Annotated in this window: 18 protein-coding genes and 1 tRNA gene; 7 read left to right on the top strand and 12 right to left on the bottom strand. The window is 37.5% G+C overall.

Going from position 1 to position 15,222, the window contains the following annotated elements:
• Positions 1-9: 9 nt before the first annotated feature.
• From ACKWCD_RS04280 to dnaA, 3 genes are read right to left on the bottom strand one after another with little or no spacing between them, the layout of a single operon-like run.
• Positions 10-732: an SAM-dependent methyltransferase gene (locus ACKWCD_RS04280; RefSeq protein WP_413982695.1), complete on the bottom strand. Its 723-nt coding sequence runs from the start codon at positions 730-732 to the stop codon at positions 10-12.
• Positions 733-736: 4 nt separating this feature from the next.
• On the bottom strand, positions 737-1,195 hold the full coding sequence (locus ACKWCD_RS04275; RefSeq protein ID WP_413982694.1) for a low molecular weight protein-tyrosine-phosphatase: 459 nt from the start codon (positions 1,193-1,195) through the stop codon (positions 737-739).
• 6 nt (positions 1,196-1,201) lie between these two features.
• Positions 1,202-2,626, bottom strand: a complete 1,425-nt coding sequence (gene dnaA, locus ACKWCD_RS04270) for a chromosomal replication initiator protein DnaA (RefSeq protein WP_138659248.1) — start codon at positions 2,624-2,626, stop codon at positions 1,202-1,204.
• 208 nt (positions 2,627-2,834) lie between these two features.
• Here dnaA and ACKWCD_RS04265 point away from each other — a divergent pair, with 208 nt between their 5' ends.
• The gene (locus ACKWCD_RS04265; RefSeq protein ID WP_413982693.1) at positions 2,835-3,242 is read left to right on the top strand and encodes an acyl-CoA thioesterase; all 408 of its coding nucleotides are present in this window, start codon (positions 2,835-2,837) and stop codon (positions 3,240-3,242) included.
• Here the strand turns inward: ACKWCD_RS04265 and ACKWCD_RS04260 are convergent.
• From ACKWCD_RS04260 to ribD, 4 genes are read right to left on the bottom strand one after another with little or no spacing between them, the layout of a single operon-like run.
• Positions 3,239-3,853 (bottom strand): IMPACT family protein, encoded by a 615-nt coding sequence (locus tag ACKWCD_RS04260; RefSeq protein WP_413982692.1) that lies wholly within the window; start codon positions 3,851-3,853, stop codon positions 3,239-3,241. The genes ACKWCD_RS04265 and ACKWCD_RS04260 overlap by 4 nt on opposite strands.
• Positions 3,853-4,716 (bottom strand): EamA family transporter, encoded by an 864-nt coding sequence (locus tag ACKWCD_RS04255; protein ID WP_413982691.1) that lies wholly within the window; start codon positions 4,714-4,716, stop codon positions 3,853-3,855. The genes ACKWCD_RS04260 and ACKWCD_RS04255 overlap by 1 nt, the downstream gene beginning before the upstream one ends.
• 1 nt (position 4,717) lies before the next feature.
• The gene (locus ACKWCD_RS04250; RefSeq protein ID WP_413982690.1) at positions 4,718-5,323 is read right to left on the bottom strand and encodes an HAD family hydrolase; all 606 of its coding nucleotides are present in this window, start codon (positions 5,321-5,323) and stop codon (positions 4,718-4,720) included.
• Positions 5,316-6,368, bottom strand: coding sequence for a bifunctional diaminohydroxyphosphoribosylaminopyrimidine deaminase/5-amino-6-(5-phosphoribosylamino)uracil reductase RibD (gene ribD / locus ACKWCD_RS04245; protein ID WP_413982689.1), 1,053 nt, complete (start codon positions 6,366-6,368; stop codon positions 5,316-5,318). Before ribD ends, ACKWCD_RS04250 begins: the two co-directional genes overlap by 8 nt.
• A gap of 59 nt (positions 6,369-6,427) precedes the next feature.
• Here ribD and prmC point away from each other — a divergent pair, with 59 nt between their 5' ends.
• The 4 genes from prmC to ligA all read left to right on the top strand — a co-directional run bounded on the left by prmC (position 6,428) and on the right by ligA (position 10,431).
• Complete coding sequence (gene prmC, locus ACKWCD_RS04240; RefSeq protein ID WP_413982688.1) at positions 6,428-7,306, top strand: peptide chain release factor N(5)-glutamine methyltransferase; 879 nt, start codon at positions 6,428-6,430, stop codon at positions 7,304-7,306.
• Between the two features lie 49 nt (positions 7,307-7,355).
• Complete coding sequence (locus ACKWCD_RS04235) at positions 7,356-7,757, top strand: Rid family hydrolase (protein ID WP_413982687.1); 402 nt, start codon at positions 7,356-7,358, stop codon at positions 7,755-7,757.
• Positions 7,758-7,760: 3 nt separating this feature from the next.
• Positions 7,761-8,342 (top strand): LOG family protein, encoded by a 582-nt coding sequence (locus tag ACKWCD_RS04230; protein WP_413982686.1) that lies wholly within the window; start codon positions 7,761-7,763, stop codon positions 8,340-8,342.
• Between the two features lie 94 nt (positions 8,343-8,436).
• The gene (ligA, locus tag ACKWCD_RS04225; RefSeq protein ID WP_413982685.1) at positions 8,437-10,431 is read left to right on the top strand and encodes an NAD-dependent DNA ligase LigA; all 1,995 of its coding nucleotides are present in this window, start codon (positions 8,437-8,439) and stop codon (positions 10,429-10,431) included.
• A gap of 3 nt (positions 10,432-10,434) precedes the next feature.
• Here the strand turns inward: ligA and ACKWCD_RS04220 are convergent, their stop codons facing one another.
• From ACKWCD_RS04220 to ACKWCD_RS04210, 3 genes are all read right to left on the bottom strand, one after another.
• Positions 10,435-10,749: a hypothetical protein gene (locus ACKWCD_RS04220; RefSeq protein WP_413982684.1), complete on the bottom strand. Its 315-nt coding sequence runs from the start codon at positions 10,747-10,749 to the stop codon at positions 10,435-10,437.
• Between the two features lie 105 nt (positions 10,750-10,854).
• Positions 10,855-12,495 carry a hypothetical protein gene (locus ACKWCD_RS04215; RefSeq protein WP_413982683.1) on the bottom strand — a complete coding sequence of 547 codons (1,641 nt, stop codon included), beginning with the start codon at positions 12,493-12,495 and terminating at the stop codon, positions 10,855-10,857.
• A 142-nt stretch (positions 12,496-12,637) separates the two neighbouring features.
• Positions 12,638-12,711 (bottom strand) — tRNA-Met (locus ACKWCD_RS04210).
• A gap of 157 nt (positions 12,712-12,868) precedes the next feature.
• On the opposite strand from ACKWCD_RS04210, the gene ACKWCD_RS04205 reads away from it, so the two are divergent.
• Together ACKWCD_RS04205 and ACKWCD_RS04200 are read left to right on the top strand one after the other, a co-directional pair.
• Positions 12,869-13,252 (top strand): START-like domain-containing protein, encoded by a 384-nt coding sequence (locus ACKWCD_RS04205; RefSeq protein WP_413982682.1) that lies wholly within the window; start codon positions 12,869-12,871, stop codon positions 13,250-13,252.
• Between the two features lie 65 nt (positions 13,253-13,317).
• Positions 13,318-14,172, top strand: coding sequence for an aminotransferase class IV (locus tag ACKWCD_RS04200; protein WP_413982681.1), 855 nt, complete (start codon positions 13,318-13,320; stop codon positions 14,170-14,172).
• On the opposite strand, the gene ACKWCD_RS04195 is transcribed toward ACKWCD_RS04200, so the two are convergent.
• On the bottom strand, positions 14,169-14,729 hold the full coding sequence (locus tag ACKWCD_RS04195; RefSeq protein WP_413982680.1) for a YqgE/AlgH family protein: 561 nt from the start codon (positions 14,727-14,729) through the stop codon (positions 14,169-14,171). The two genes, ACKWCD_RS04200 and ACKWCD_RS04195, sit on opposite strands and share 4 nt — an antisense overlap.
• A 117-nt stretch (positions 14,730-14,846) precedes the next feature.
• Positions 14,847-15,119, bottom strand: coding sequence for an HU family DNA-binding protein (locus ACKWCD_RS04190; RefSeq protein ID WP_138658570.1), 273 nt, complete (start codon positions 15,117-15,119; stop codon positions 14,847-14,849).
• Positions 15,120-15,222: the final 103 nt, after the last annotated feature.

The following is a 15,222-nucleotide window of genomic DNA, read 5'->3' as shown; positions in this document are numbered from 1 at the left end:
GCAATACCTTTATCCTTGTACAATAAATATAGCTGGTCTTTTGTGTAGATCTAGAGGAGTTTTTTTCCAGTCTGAAACTGTTTTTGTTGCAATGTATTCAGTGGGAAGCGTGATATCACAAGCCACGCAAAGCAAGGTTTGATTTGAAAGAGTTTTTAGCATTTCTGCCAATAATTTGTCATTTCGATATGGAGTCTCAATACATATTTGGGTCTGTTTTTGATCTATGGAAATTCTTTCCATTTGTTTGATGGCTTTCTTTCGGTCATTAGAATCAATTGGTAAGTAGCCTTTAAAAGAAAAACTCTGACCATTCATTCCACTTGCCATTAAGGCCAGAAAAATAGACGAGGGACCTACCAAAGGAACTACTTGAATATCTTTTTCGTGCGCAATTTTCACAACATCAGCCCCTGGGTCAGCAATACCCGGACAACCTGCTTCTGAAAGAATACCAATATCATGACCGTCTAAGCAAGGTTGTAAAAAACCAGGAATAGATTGTGGTTCGGTGTATTTGTTGAGTATTTCAATATGTAGACTTGGCTGCGATTTACCCGAACTGATTTTTTTTATAGACTTTCGAGCTGTCTTTTCGTTTTCTACGATGTAGTAATCAATATTTTCGATAGCTCTTTTTATGGAAATAGGTAGCACTTCCAAAGGAGCTGTGTCACCCAAAGTAGTTGGAATTAAATACAGTTTGCCTTTTTGCTTTGTTTCGTTTGCCATACATCTATTTTGTATTCAATTCCGCTGCAATTGCCTCACAGGCATGGTCAATCATTTGAAAAACAGATTCAAATCCATCTTCTCCGCCATAATATGGGTCTGGTACTTCTACTATATCAGAATCGCCCTCGCTTAATAAGAGTTTTACTTTCGTTTTTTCTAGTTCGTTCTTTGATTGGGCTATTACATTTTCATAATTGCTTTGGTCCATAACATAAATCCTATCAAAGTCTGTAAAATCTTGGGCTCCGAATTTACGACAGCATTGCTTTGAAATATCAAGGTCGTATTTTCTGGCTACTGCAATACTTCTTCTATCAGGTTCATTACCAATATGATAACCTGTAGTTCCTGCGGAATCGACAAAAACTTTTTCAGGGTCAACTTTACTTTGTAAAATACCTTCGGCCAATGGTGACCTACAGATATTTCCGAGGCAAACCATTAAAACCTTAGTAATCATATTTGATTAGGAGAATTTTTTGGTAAGATCTTCAATGTACTTACGGAACTGCTTATCAGTTTCCGCAAGATTATCAACGGTCTTACAAGCGTGTAATACCGTAGCATGATCTCTTTTTCCAATTTGAGAGCCAATACTCGCCAAAGATGCTTTCGTAAATTTCTTCGCGAAGAACATTGCCAATTGGCGGGCCTGAACGATATGTCTTTTTCTCGTCTTTGATTGTAATGTAGCTACATCCATTTCGAAATAGTCTGAAACTACTTTTTGAATGTAATCGATAGAAACTTCACGTTTGGTATTCTTGACAAATTTCTCAACTACTTGTTGGGCTAATTCCAGAGTAACTTCCTTCTTATTGAAAGAAGACTGAGCAATTAAGGAAATAATTGCACCTTCTAACTCACGAATATTTGTCTTAATGTGTTTGGCAACATATTCAATTATATCCTCAGGCATCTCAACACCGTCACGATACAGTTTGTTCTTTAAAATGGAAATTCTTGTTTCGTAATCAGGGTTTTGCAATTCTGCGGATAATCCCCATTTGAAACGAGACAATAGACGTTGCTCAATATCTTGCATATCAACCGGAGCCTTATCGGAAGTCAGGATAACTTGCTTTCCGTTTTGGTGCAAATGATTGAAAATATGGAAGAATACGTCTTGAGTTCCTGATTTTCCTGAAAGAAATTGAACATCATCAATAATCAAAACATCAATCAACTGATAGAAATGAATAAAATCGTTCCGCGTATTTTTCTTTACAGATTCAATATACTGCTGCGTAAACTTTTCCGCAGAAATATAAAGAACAGTTCTTTCAGGATATTTATCTTTTATCTCAACACCGATAGCGTGGGCCAAATGTGTTTTTCCCAAACCAACACCACCGAATACTAGAAGTGGGTTGAAAGAAGTACCTCCAGGTTTGTTGGCAACCGCCATTCCAGCAGAACGTGCCAAGCGGTTGGAATCTCCTTCTAGGAAATTATCAAAATTGTAATTCGGATTTAACTGAGATTCAATCTTAATATTTCGAATACCTGGAATCACAAAAGGATTACGCAATTCTGGATTCTTAGATTTAATAGGTACATCCATTTCTTGAGGAAACAAGTTGCCTCTATTGGAACTCGGAATCTTTTCGGTAAAAGGTTCTTTGTTACCATAGGTGTTCTCCATACGAATGATGTAGACCAATTTAGCCGTTTCACCCAACTCTTTGGTAAGGGCAACTTTAAGCAATTTCACATAATGCTCTTCAAGCCACTCATAAAAAAATTTGCTAGGTACCTGAATGCTCAACGCATTCTCTGAGAGTTTAATTGGCTTTATAGGTTCAAACCATGTTTTGAATGCCTGCGGTTGGATGTTATCTTTGATAAACGCCAAACAATTGTTCCAAACGGAATTAGCAGTTACACTCATTCTAAAACTTCTCTTATTTGTTGGTTAGTGATTCGTCTAGTAGGTTGAAAAGTTGGTTGGAGCGAACCTCATTTTCTGGTTGAGCAAATATGTGAACAAAAAAGCTAAAAAAAAAATGAAATGGTATTGAATTTTCGCTTTTTTTTTCTCATGTTCACGAGCCCATTTCACGACCTCTTTAAATGTATCATTTTTTATCAGATAAAGCATGAATTTTAACGAAATTTCTTTTCGAGTCAGATATGGCGAAACCGACCAAATGGGAGTTGTCTATCACGGCAACTACGCACAATATATGGAGATGGGCAGGGTAGAATGGCTACGAGAAATGGGAATTTCCTACAAAACCATGGAAGAAAACGGTATTATGTTGCCAGTCATTTCACTTCATGTAAATTATAAAAAACCAGCGGTTTACGATGACCTGATTACCGTTAAAACGATTCTTAAAAAAACACCCTCTGTAAAAATAGAATTTGACTTTGAAATTTATAACGAGGCACACGAAATTTTAGCGGATGCAACGGTAGTTCTGGCTTTTATGGATATGAAGCGAAATCGACCAGTAAGATGTCCACAATATTTGCTAGACACAATTGCTGAAAATCAGTCTTAATCGATTTCTTTAACTTTTACCTTGTGCAATCCTTCAAAGAAATTCGGAAAGCTATTTGCTTCATTTTTTCTAACGGATACGATTAATATGCAATGCATTTCTAATTGCTGAGATGAGATAGTAAATCTTTTTTGTTTTATAACTCGCATAACTTTGTCCATGTTATCATACCCAAAGGAGAGTTCAAATTGCTTTTCAAGTGTCTTTTCAATGATCTCTGAGTGTTCCAAAGCCAGTTGTGCTCCTGTCCGGTATGCACTTATTAGCCCACCTACGCCTAGCTTGGTTCCTCCAAAAATTCGAGCTACCGCAACTAGAACATTGGTCACATTAAAAGCTTGTATTTGTCCGTAAATAGGAAGCCCTGCGGAGTTGTTCGGTTCTCCATCGTCATTTGCGCGGTACCGTATCTGCTCGGTTCCTAGTTGCCAGGCATAACACACATGCCCTGCGGTGTGGTGTTTTTTTCTGAGGGAATCAATAATCGGTTTTACTTCATCCTCGTTTTGAATAGGAAAAGCATATCCGAAGAATTTACTTTTCTTTTCCTTAAACAGGATTTCTTCTGAAGGTTTTGAAAGTGTGCGATATGTATCTGAAAACTTGTCCATCAAAATAGCGCAACTAAAATTATACTTAGAATTGCCAACCCGATGCCTCCCCAATTCTTAAGGCTAATTTTTTCCTTGAACAATAGGATACCGAGCAAGGTTGAAAACATCACAATGGCAACATTGTTAATCGTAAATATGGAGGCACTATTTAAATCATCATTTTGAAGCGCTCGGAGTAAAAAGAAAATCGAAAAGTAATTCGGAATGCCTAGACAAATTCCTCCTAAAACATTTCGGAGATTAATTTTTAATGATGCTTTAAAGGATTTAAACACAATAAATAGGATTCCAATGAAAGCAGCACAAGCAAAAACAGTAGCTGAAAATAAGGGTAATTCTGAGGGAGCAATAAATTCCTTTTGAAAATAGCCAAGCGATGCATCAATTAGTCCAGAACCCATAAAAGTCAAAAATGGCAATAGGAGGGAAGTACTTTTAAAAGCGACCGACTTCTCTTTAACCGATGCAAAGTAAACGGCGGCCAAGGCCAGAAGAATTCCTAATATTTTAATAGTGTCTAGTTCTTCTTTATAAAGAAAGACGCCAACTAAAACAGGAATCACCAAAGACATTTTTGTTGCTACCGAAGCGACAGAAACTCCTAAACGCTGGGAGGTCGCAGCCATTAGATTGAAAACAATAATAAAAAGGAGACCTAAAGCAAAGGTTCCCCAGAACCATGGTTTTTCTGGAATTTCAACTATGCTAGAAGCTCCTTCATAAAAAAGTAGGCCAACGGTACAGGCCACCACATAGTTTGTTATTATGGCGTAAAGGGTTTCAATTTTATAAACGGCAAAAAGCTTGAAAATCACAAAGATTAAACTCGAAAAAAGAACACTTAAGGCGAGGTCGAGCATACTATAATCTAGTTTTTAAATTGATGATATCTTCCTTGCCTACTTGAAGATTCCAGCATTTGATACCAAGCTTTTCAGCAGCATCTGTATTTTCTTTGGTGTCATCTATAAAGAGAGTTTCTTCTGCTTGCAATTTATTTTCTTGAAGTACAAAATTGTAGATATCAGCATTCGGCTTTCTCAAATGAATCTCATGCGATAAATAGAATTTTTCAAAGGAGTTTCGAAACCTATTAAACTTTTCGGCTCCCATTTTTTTCTTTACTTCTTCAATATGTAAGGCATTGGTATTGCTGAGAAGAAATAGGTAATGGGTGTTTTTTTGCGCAAACTCCTCTAAAAATTCTAACCTTTTATCAGGAAAATCTAAGAGCATATCATTCCAAATTTTTATGATTTCATCAGGTGTTGCCTTGGGGTAAACTTGAGCCAAATCTAAAATGAATTTCTCTGAAGATATTTGTCCGGTTTCGTAAAGTGCATTGAGTTGATACATTTCAGGACTCAAAATAGGATTTCCTCCAAAGCGTTCAATCTCTCGAAAAATAATTTCCTTATCCAGATTGATAAAAATATCCCCGAAGTCGAAGATGATGTTTTTAATCATTTCGGTAGATTTTTAGATGGTCACGTTCTATTTTTCTAGAGCTGATAAGTTTTCCTGAAAATTCTGGAGCTTTTATTCCTTTTTTGAAGTTTGTATTCCCTGTAAAAACCCTTGCTTCATCCCATAGACCTGCATCAATAAAGGTTTGTAGTGTTTTTGAGCCACCTTCAATTAAAACACTATTGAAATTCTCTTCCCATAAGGTAGTAGCGATTTGCAGTCCTATATCTTTTTTGAAATCTATTAATTTATATGTAATGCCTTCGAGGTGCTTAGACGTGTCGGTCACCTCGGTTAGAATTACGGTAGGAATACTTCCGTCTAAAACATGATAATCCCCTCTGATTTTTAAATTACGGTCTAGAACTATCCGAGACGGACTTTCACCTTCCCAATGACGCACATCTAACTTAGGGTTGTCTTCTAGAACCGTATTTGTTCCCACTAAAATGGTTTGTTCTTCAGCACGCCATTGATGCACCATTTGGAGTGAGTTGGGGCTTGTAATCCAATAGGGCTGGAGTTTGTCATTTCGTTTTTCTTTTTCCGGGGCGATGAAGCCATCTAAGGTCTCAGCCCACTTTAATATGATATAGGGGCGTTTTTTCTTATGAAAAGTCAAAAAGCGTTTGTGATGTTTGCGACATTCTTGCTCTAAAACTCCCGTGGTAACATTGCAGCCCGCATCTTTTAATTTTTGAATTCCTTTTCCGGCCACTTTATCATGGGGGTCGAGAATACCAATTACTACGCTCTGAATTTTATGTTTGATGATTAAATCGGCACAAGGTGGTGTTTTGCCAAAATGTGAACAAGGTTCTAGGGTAACATACAAAGTAGCTTCTTTTAAAAGGGAAGTATCTAGAACAGATTGAATTGCATTGACTTCAGCATGAGGTCCACCATACGGACTCGTAAAACCTTCACCAATAATGATTCCATTGTTAACGATAACCGCTCCCACCATCGGATTTGGAGCCGTGCTTCCCAATCCGTTTTGAGCGATTTCAATACAGCGCAACATGTATTTTTGGTGTATCTTCACCTCACAAAAATCGACTTTTTTCTGCGAACTTTTACATCAGACTGATTACTATTTAAAGAATGCTTCTTCGGGAAATAAAAAATATATTCCATACAGAACTCGATACACTTTATCCCAAGGAAGAAGTGGATAGTTTCTTTTATATGTTGATTGAAGATCAATTAGAACTAGAACGTTTTGTATTGGCTATGGAACCGAATTTGATAATTTCTAAGGAAGAAGAAACACCGCTTTTTGAAGCCCTCAGTAGGTTAAAATTGCAAGAGCCCATTCAGCATATCATCGGAACAACTCATTTCATGGATATGGATTTTGAGGTTACTTCGAATGTGCTAATACCAAGACCTGAAACTGAAGAGTTAGTACATTGGATAATTGAAGAAGTACATAGTACAAAGTACGAGGTACGAAGTAGAAATACGCTAAAAATACTTGATGTTGGTACGGGAAGCGGCTGTATTGCCATTTCATTGGCGAAGAACCTTCCTAAGGCAAAAGTGTATGCCTTGGATGTTTCGGCGGAAGCCTTAGAAGTAGCGCAAAAAAATGCTAAGTTGAATAATGTTGATATTGACTTTTTAAAAGATGATATTTTAGCGTTGGAATCAATGGACACGAACTTTGATATTATCGTTTCCAATCCGCCATATGTGAGAGAATTGGAGAAGAAAGAAATGCAGACTAATGTTTTGGAACACGAGCCTGATTTGGCCTTGTTTGTTTCCGATGAAAACCCTTTGGTGTTTTATAAGGGAATTACAGCGTTTGCGGTCAAAAATCTGAAAGAAAATGGTTTGCTCTTTTTTGAAATCAATCAATATTTTGGAAAAGAAACCGAACAGCTTCTTAAAAACCATAATTTTTCTGAAATTGAACTCCGAAAAGATATGTTTGGCAATGACCGAATGCTGAAGGCGATGCTGCATAGTAGTAGGTGAGTTGAAGTAGGTTTAGGTTTTAAGAATTGCTAAGATTAAATAGAAAGTAATGTCAGCTAAAAAATATATTGTTGAAGGGGAAGGTTTGCCCAACTGGAGCAATCCGATAAGTCATGCCGTGGTGGTCAACAATATGTGTTTCGTTAGTGGACAACTAGCGGTCAACTCAAGCGGAAATTATGTTGAAGGTCCCGTTCATAGGGAGACCAAACTCGCTTTCGCTAATTTTTTTGCTGCTTTGGCAAATGCTGGTTTTGAAAAGGATGATGTTGTTTTTGTTGACATCGCATTCGACGATTTAAAAGATTTGCCGACAGTAAACACGATTTTTATGCAGCTTTTTGCAGAAGGCAAAAGACCTGCTCGTACCATATACCAAGCAGAGGCACTTCCCTTTGGTGGAAAAATTAAAATAACGGGGACAGCCGTAAAAGATATCATAACCGAATAACTTATGAATAGCATTGTAGTATTCTGCGGAAGCAGTGAAGGAACGAACCCTGAATATATTCGGCAAGGATATAGCCTAGGCAAAACCCTAGCCGAACAAGAAATCACGTTGGTTTACGGGGGAGCCAAAATCGGTGTCATGGGTTCAATCGCCCAAGGAGCTTTAGAAGCTGATGGAAAAGTAATCGGAGTAATTCCTGATTTTCTAAAAATCCGAGAGGTGTTTCATATGGGATTAACCGAGTTAATTGTAACCCAAGACATGCATGAGCGCAAGTTGAAAATGCATGACCTTTCTGATGGTATTATTATGTTTGCTGGAGGTTACGGGACTTTAGAAGAATTTTTCGAAATGCTGACTTGGGCACAATTGGGATTACATCAATACCCTATCGGAATATTAAATACAAACGGATTTTACACAGAGCTGATGAATATGTTAGCCAAAATGGTTGACCAAGGTTTTGTGAAAAAAGAAAATTACGATATGATTTTGGTAGACGATACCATAGATGGTTTATTGACTCAAATGGAAAATTACAAACCATTGCCCGTTCCCAAATGGATTAAAAAAGAACAGGTTTAGTATCCCCTCCTAGGAGGGGTGCCGAAGGCGGGGTGGGTCATGCAGAATGGTTATTTCAAAACTCCTCCTAGTTTATAAAGAAGAACAGATTTAAATGGAAATAAAACAACAAATTGAATCCCTAAGAACAGAACTCCGTGAGCATAATCATAACTATTATGTTCTAGATAAGCCCACTATATCAGATTACGATTTTGATATGAAGCTAAAGGAGTTACAAAATTTGGAAGAAAAACATCCCGAGTTTCATGACCCGACTTCCCCAACTTTACGAGTAGGGGGCATGGTGACCAAAAATTTCGAGACGGTTGCCCATGACCAACGAATGTATTCCTTAGATAATTCGTATTCCAAAGAAGATTTAGAAGATTGGGAAAAACGAATTCAAAGAGGTTTAGGCGATGTTGAAGTGGAATTTACTTGTGAGTTAAAGTACGATGGTGCTTCTATTAGTCTTACCTATGAAGGAGGTCAGTTAGTGAGAGCGGTTACAAGAGGTGATGGATTTCAGGGAGATAATGTTACCACGAATATCAAAACTATCAATTCTGTCCCCTTGCAGTTAAAAGGAGATTACCCTCCAAAATTTGATATCCGGGGAGAGATTGTTTTGCCTTTTGAGGGGTTTGCCAAAATGAATGCGGAACGAGTTGCAAACGGAGAAGAGCCGTATATGAATCCAAGGAATACGGCTTCAGGAAGTCTGAAATTACAGGACAGCGCTGCAGTTGCCAAACGTCCTTTAGATTGTTTGTTATACGGAATTGTTGGTGAGAATACGGGAATCACATCGCAATGGCAAATGCTTGATAAAGCCCGTGATTGGGGATTTAAAGTCCCAACTGTAGCAAAGCTTTGTAATACAACTGAGGAAGTCATGGAGTTTGTTGAATACTGGGATGTGCACCGACATGACCTTCCTTACGAAACGGATGGGGTAGTAATAAAAGTGAATAGTTTACAACAACAAGATGAATTGGGGCATACTTCAAAATCACCTCGTTGGGCAATGGCTTATAAATTCAAAGCGGAGCAGGTTTCTACGGTTTTGAATGAGATTATCTATCAAGTTGGGCGAACAGGTGCGATTACTCCAGTTGCCAATTTAGAACCTGTTCTTTTAGCTGGCACAACGGTAAAAAGAGCTTCATTACATAATGCTGACCAAATCGCCAAATTCGATATTCGGGAAGGAGATACTGTTTTTGTTGAAAAAGGAGGAGAGATTATTCCAAAGATTATCGGTGTAGATTTTAGTAAACGTCCACAAAATTCTGAGCCAACAAAGTATATTGACCATTGTCCCGAATGCCATACCGAGCTAGTTCGCACAGAAGGTGATGCAAAACACTATTGCACAAATTACTATGGTTGTCCAGTTCAAATCACAGGACGAATTCAGCATTATATTTCCCGTAAGGCTATGGATATTGAAGGTATGGGGAGTGAAACCGTAACGCTTCTTTTTCAGGAAGGATTGATTACAAACTACGCTGACCTTTATAACTTAACAAAAGAGCAAGTAATGCCTTTGGAGCGGATGGCTGAGAAGTCAGCAGAAAATTTAGTGAATGGCGTTGCGGAATCTGTGAAGATTCCCTTTGAGCGGGTGATGTTTGCTTTAGGAATTCGCTTTGTGGGAGAAACTGTTGCTAAGAAATTAGCCAAAGCCTACAAGAATATTGATACTCTTATGGATGCGTCAGAGGAAGAGCTTGTAGCAGTTGATGAAATTGGGGAACGTATTGCGCAAAGTGTTGTTGAGTTTTTTCAGAACGAAAATAATAAGGAGATTATATCCCGATTAAAAAGTTATGGAGTACAATTTGAATTATCCGCAGAGAAACTAGAGAATCAGACTGAGAAACTGAAAGGACAGACTTTTGTGGTATCCGGTGTGTTTGAGAAAGTGAGTCGAAATGAATTGAAAAAGTTGATTGAAGATAATGGGGGCAAAGTAGGTTCTTCGGTATCTTCAAAGACATCGTTTTTAGTAGCGGGAGATAACATGGGTCCAAGCAAACGGACTAAAGCGGAGACCTTAGGAGTGCAGATTATTTCTGAAGACGATTTTTTAGAGATGGTTTAAGCGTTAACCAAGATTTCTCGAGTTGTACTTTGACTGCTCAAACTCAAAAATTTTGATTTTATGGTCGATATTCTCCTCTACTTTATAAATTTCTAAAAAGAACTTTCCTTTAGGTTCAAAAATCGGCATGTTGTCTGACGGTTTTAGAAACCCCTTGTTTGGCTTTATTTGGAATTCGCTCAGTGGATTAGTAATTGACTTAAAGTCTTCTAGTTCAAAAGGATGCATATTCAAACTCAGCTTCGATTCATTTGGTGATTGCTGAGCAAAGGTCAATGAGCCAGAAACGAGTAACAATATAAAAATAGTCTTTTTCATGATGTTGGTCTTTGAATTAAAAATACTAAATATTTACATCGGTTTTTGTTTCCAAACCAATTCTTAGCAATATTTTAAGATTGTACCTATCATTATATCAAGCTTTTAGTTTTTAAGATACGCAAGATGAGCATTGCTTCCGGTCATTTGCCAATGCCCTAAAGAAATTGGAATATTCCCGATGCTATTTAAGGTGTCAAAAAACTCTCGTGAAGCAAAATCTTTATCTTGAGACTCTTTCATTTTAGCGTATTCCGCCATTGCATTTTCCAATAAATATTTCCCTGTGATGTAACTAGTGCCATAACCGGGTTGACGCAAGTAGAGATGCTGTTCAAAAATCAATAGTTCCTTTTCAGTTTTCATCCAGCCGCGCGGAGTATATTCCGAGTGGATACTTCCTGCTTCTTCCATAGTCATTTCGTTGGCATGCGCATAGAGTGAACCTAACCCCCTGGCCGCTCGCTGTGCAATCATGATATAGACGATTTCTTTGCTTCTGGGACTGTCATCGTATAAACCTGCTTGCAAAAACATCTCTTCAACTGCGGTTGCCGTTCCTTCATTTCGTGAATCAAAAATATTATAGAGTAGTGGTCCCCTTCTTATTTCACTTTTGTGAGGTTCAAGATCCATTCGAGCCAATTCGAACCAATGATAAAAATGAGAGTACAAAGGTCTAGGGTCATAATGCTCTCCTATGTAAAAGAAGTTGCGTTTTTCTCTGGGAATGTATTCTCCTAAATGCTCCCGTAGCGCAGGTTCAAAATAGGGTTTTACGGTCACGATTTCCTGTTGGTCCAAGAAATCCATGAGACTTTTTGCAGCATTGTCAGCCATCTTATCATAGGCTTCAGGTGAATCGGCGTCAAGCAGTTCAGGGAGTTTTCGATTTCGATGCTCTTCCAATTTTAAGGCAGTCCAAGCACGGGAGAGCTCTCTTTTTAAAAGCAATACCTCATCATCCCAAGTCAAAGGAACTAGATGTACATTTTGCAAATACCAAGTATAGTTTTCCTTACCGATTCCAGAAGGACCCGTCTTATTTTTTCCTTCTGTCTTTAACCAAGACACCAAATTATCAGTCGCTTCCATTGCTATATTGATCGCAGTGATAATTTTCTTATCATTTTTGATTTCTTCTTTTTCCTTGAAATTCCTCAGCACAGTGCTTTGTCTTTCGATATCACGGATTCCCGCTATCCATAATTCCCTGGCATTACCGGTCAGGTTTAACTTTGCCTGAGTCGTTAAAGAAGGAATAACTGCTAAGTCCGCCAACAGTCTTTTCTTTTCCTCTTTCGACAATGGGAAGGAATAGGTCCATAATTCCGTCGTTGCATGATTGGTAGGCCCCTCATGTGCTGGAACATCGCTTCTACTTGTCCAAACACTTTTGTAATATGCAGGATCGCGCGTCCAGGGTTTTAGAATTCGATGGTTGAAATCATAACCATTCATCTCAGCCCAGACAACCATCCAATCTACCTGATTCTCAATTGCCCAATTCGTCGTATCAATCGCCTTTAACTGTTTCTGTAATGCTTTAAATTTTGGCCAACGCTGTTCAAATGTTTCTGCCGTATAATCAGGAGTTCCATCTTTTATTGGAGGTGTTTCGAAAGAACGCCATTCCTTAAAAAGCCTTACTAAATCTTGATACTTGTTATTAGATTCATTTTGCGCTTTTACAGATAGGGTGAAAAACAATAGATATATTGAAAGCGGTAGTAGTATCTTTTTCATTTTTGATGTTGGTTTAAAGAGTAATGAAAGATAACAAATCTAAAAGGTATCCGAATCTCTTTTTAATTTGATTCACACTAGGAGTGATTGACCATTGAAGAAAACAAAAAACCCTTTCAATTTTTTGAAAGGGTTTTTATAGTAGCGAGAGTGAGACTTGAACTCACGGCCTCCGGGTTATGAATCCGACGCTCTAACCAGCTGAGCTACCTCGCCAAAGGTACCTGCCTGCTCTAGGCATGGTTTTTTAACGGCTGCAAATATAAAGTTTAATTATTTCTTCATCAACTTTAGTTCGCTAAAAATATTCTTCTTGATTGATTTCTTTTATCATTTATAAATATATATATTGCCACTACATACATTAACTAGAATGAGCGAAAAAATTAAATTTCAAATAGAGTTTGTTATACAGTCTTCTCCCCAAATGCTATATCAGTATTTGGCAACCCCATCAGGACTTTCAGAGTGGTTTGCTGACGATGTGAATTCCCGGGGAGAGAAGTTTACGTTCATCTGGGATGGTGCTGAGGAAGAAGCAAAGCTCCTCAAAAAGAAGAGTGATGATTTTGTAAAATTTGCATGGGAAGAAAGCGAAGATGACAGCTATTTCGAAATGAAAATTATCGTTGATGAAATAACAAAAGATGTTTCTCTTTTTATTACTGATTTCGCCGAAGAAGATGAAGTTGAAGAGGCAAAAATGCTTTGGACGAATCAAGTTGGTGACCTAAAACAACAATTGGGGTCCAAATAAATTTAATATTCCAAATACTATATATTTAAGTCTTGATTTTTTCGAGGCTTTTTTTATGACTGTGTATGATTAAAAGTGTCAATTTTAATGGGCAGCTACTCCCTGAAAGTGAGAACTACCTCAACCATCAGAATCGAGGTTTGCGTTATGGAGATTCTTTGTTTGAGGCCATACGCGTTTCTTCTGATAAAATTTTCTTTTGGGAAGAGCATTATCTGAGACTAATGGCATCTATGCGAATTCTGCGGATGGAAATTCCCATGAATTTCACAATGGAATTTCTTGAAGCAGAAATACTAAAAACTGTTGCCTCAAATGGACTGTCAAAATCCACGGCGAGAATTCGGTTGACTGTTTTTAGAAATAATGGAGGCTTGTACCTTCCGGAAACTAATGAAGTTACATACTGTATTGAGGCAAACGTCTTGTCTTCAGATTTTTATGCTCTGGAAGAAGAAAGATATGAGGTGGAATTGTTCAAAGATTTCTATGTGAATGCTGATCTGATGTCCAACCTAAAGACGAATAATAAAATCATAAATGTAGTTGGAAGTGTGTTTGCCAAGGAAAATGATTATGATAATTGTATCCTTCTAAATCATAATAAGCAGGTAGTAGAGTTTTTGAATGGGAATATTTTCCTGGTAAAAGGAAACACCATCGTAACCCCTCCTTTAAGAGATGGATGTCTTAATGGAATACTACGCAAAAAACTAATTGGTCTGCTGGGTAAGTTAGAAGATTACAATCTTGAGGAAACTTCCATTTCTCCATTCGATCTTCAAAAGGCGGATGAACTTTTTTTGACAAATAGCATTATCGGGATTCGTTCCATAACAAAATATAGAAAAAAAGAATTTACCAATGTGGTAGCTAAAGATTTGATTGGCAAATTAAACGCCGTAGCAAGATTGTCTTAGTTCAAACTAGGATTTTCCGGGGCATTAGACCATATTAAATAATCGCCTCCCAATTCAAGCATTTTTTCTTTCCAGAAGGCATCTGAAGATTTTCTGATAATTTCAGTTGCGTATTCATTCTTAACGACAATCCAAGACTTTGAAGTGAGTTCTTCGTCTAATTGCAGAGAAGACCAACCTGAATACCCTAAGAAGAAGCGAATATCTTCTTCTGAAATGGTTTTTTCATTTATGAGCTGTATGGTCTTTTCAAAATCCCCCCCCCAATAAATTCCGTTTGATATCTCGATACTATTGCCAATAAGATGTGGCACTTTGTGAATGAAATATAAATTGTCTTGTTCAACTGGTCCGCCATTGTATACTTGAAAGGGTAAAACAATTTCAGTCACCAAATCACTAATGTTATACTCTAAAGGCTTGTTTAAAATGAAACCTACCGAACCTTCTTCATTATGCTCGGCCAAAAGAACAACCGACCTATTGAAAGATACATCTCCCGTTAATGCGGGTTCTGCAATGAGAAGTTTTCCTTTTTTGGGCTTTAGCTGAACCATTAGTATATAAGTAGTTTACTCTAAAATAGGATATTTCCTCCAAATACCAAAAAGGTAGATAACAAAAAAAGCATCAGTCAGAAGACCGATGCTTTTTAAGTATTGTGTTCGTATGAACTAGTTTACTGCTTTGCCTAAATCAGCACCTGCTTTAAACTTAACAACATTTTTAGCTGCAATTTGGATAGTTTTTCCAGTTGATGGGTTTCTACCTTCTCTTGCATTTCTTCTAGATACAGACCAAGATCCGAAACCTACTAAAGATACACGTCCACCTTTTTTCAAAGATCCTTCTACGTTTCCTAAGAAAGACTCTAAAGATTTCTTAGCTGCTGCTTTTGTGATGCCAGCATCAGCTGCCATTGCATCGATTAATTCTGTTTTGTTCATAATGTGATTAAATTAATTGTTGTTAAAATAATTTTAAACCTGTAACAAATTTATACGGATTTGCGTTGAACGCAAGTAAATAGGGGCGAAATCCCTGTTTTTG

The sequence above is a fragment of the Maribacter taeanensis genome, from assembly GCF_047345145.1.
GTDB lineage: Bacteria > Bacteroidota > Bacteroidia > Flavobacteriales > Flavobacteriaceae > Maribacter_C.
The sequence above is the reverse complement of the archived record's forward strand: the minus strand, read 5'-3'. Positions and strand labels throughout refer to the sequence as shown.

Excerpts from the sequence above, each read along its gene's own strand:
- ACKWCD_RS04235 (WP_413982687.1), top strand. The coding sequence starts at position 7,356 with ATGTCAGCTAAAAAATATATTGTTGAAGGGGAAGGTTTGCCCAACTGG.
- ACKWCD_RS04205 (WP_413982682.1), top strand. The coding sequence starts at position 12,869 with ATGAGCGAAAAAATTAAATTTCAAATAGAGTTTGTTATACAGTCTTCT.
- ACKWCD_RS04220 (WP_413982684.1), bottom strand. The coding sequence starts at position 10,749 with ATGAAAAAGACTATTTTTATATTGTTACTCGTTTCTGGCTCATTGACC.
- ACKWCD_RS04260 (WP_413982692.1), bottom strand. The coding sequence starts at position 3,853 with ATGGACAAGTTTTCAGATACATATCGCACACTTTCAAAACCTTCAGAA.
- dnaA (WP_138659248.1), bottom strand. The coding sequence starts at position 2,626 with ATGAGTGTAACTGCTAATTCCGTTTGGAACAATTGTTTGGCGTTTATC.
- ligA (WP_413982685.1), top strand. The coding sequence starts at position 8,437 with ATGGAAATAAAACAACAAATTGAATCCCTAAGAACAGAACTCCGTGAG.
- ACKWCD_RS04190 (WP_138658570.1), bottom strand. The coding sequence starts at position 15,119 with ATGAACAAAACAGAATTAATCGATGCAATGGCAGCTGATGCTGGCATC.
- ACKWCD_RS04200 (WP_413982681.1), top strand. The coding sequence starts at position 13,318 with ATGATTAAAAGTGTCAATTTTAATGGGCAGCTACTCCCTGAAAGTGAG.
- prmC (WP_413982688.1), top strand. The coding sequence starts at position 6,428 with ATGCTTCTTCGGGAAATAAAAAATATATTCCATACAGAACTCGATACA.
- ACKWCD_RS04265 (WP_413982693.1), top strand. The coding sequence starts at position 2,835 with ATGAATTTTAACGAAATTTCTTTTCGAGTCAGATATGGCGAAACCGAC.
- ACKWCD_RS04230 (WP_413982686.1), top strand. The coding sequence starts at position 7,761 with ATGAATAGCATTGTAGTATTCTGCGGAAGCAGTGAAGGAACGAACCCT.
- ACKWCD_RS04215 (WP_413982683.1), bottom strand. The coding sequence starts at position 12,495 with ATGAAAAAGATACTACTACCGCTTTCAATATATCTATTGTTTTTCACC.
- ACKWCD_RS04275 (WP_413982694.1), bottom strand. The coding sequence starts at position 1,195 with ATGATTACTAAGGTTTTAATGGTTTGCCTCGGAAATATCTGTAGGTCA.
- ACKWCD_RS04280 (WP_413982695.1), bottom strand. The coding sequence starts at position 732 with ATGGCAAACGAAACAAAGCAAAAAGGCAAACTGTATTTAATTCCAACT.
- ACKWCD_RS04195 (WP_413982680.1), bottom strand. The coding sequence starts at position 14,729 with ATGGTTCAGCTAAAGCCCAAAAAAGGAAAACTTCTCATTGCAGAACCC.
- ACKWCD_RS04255 (WP_413982691.1), bottom strand. The coding sequence starts at position 4,716 with ATGCTCGACCTCGCCTTAAGTGTTCTTTTTTCGAGTTTAATCTTTGTG.
- ACKWCD_RS04250 (WP_413982690.1), bottom strand. The coding sequence starts at position 5,323 with ATGATTAAAAACATCATCTTCGACTTCGGGGATATTTTTATCAATCTG.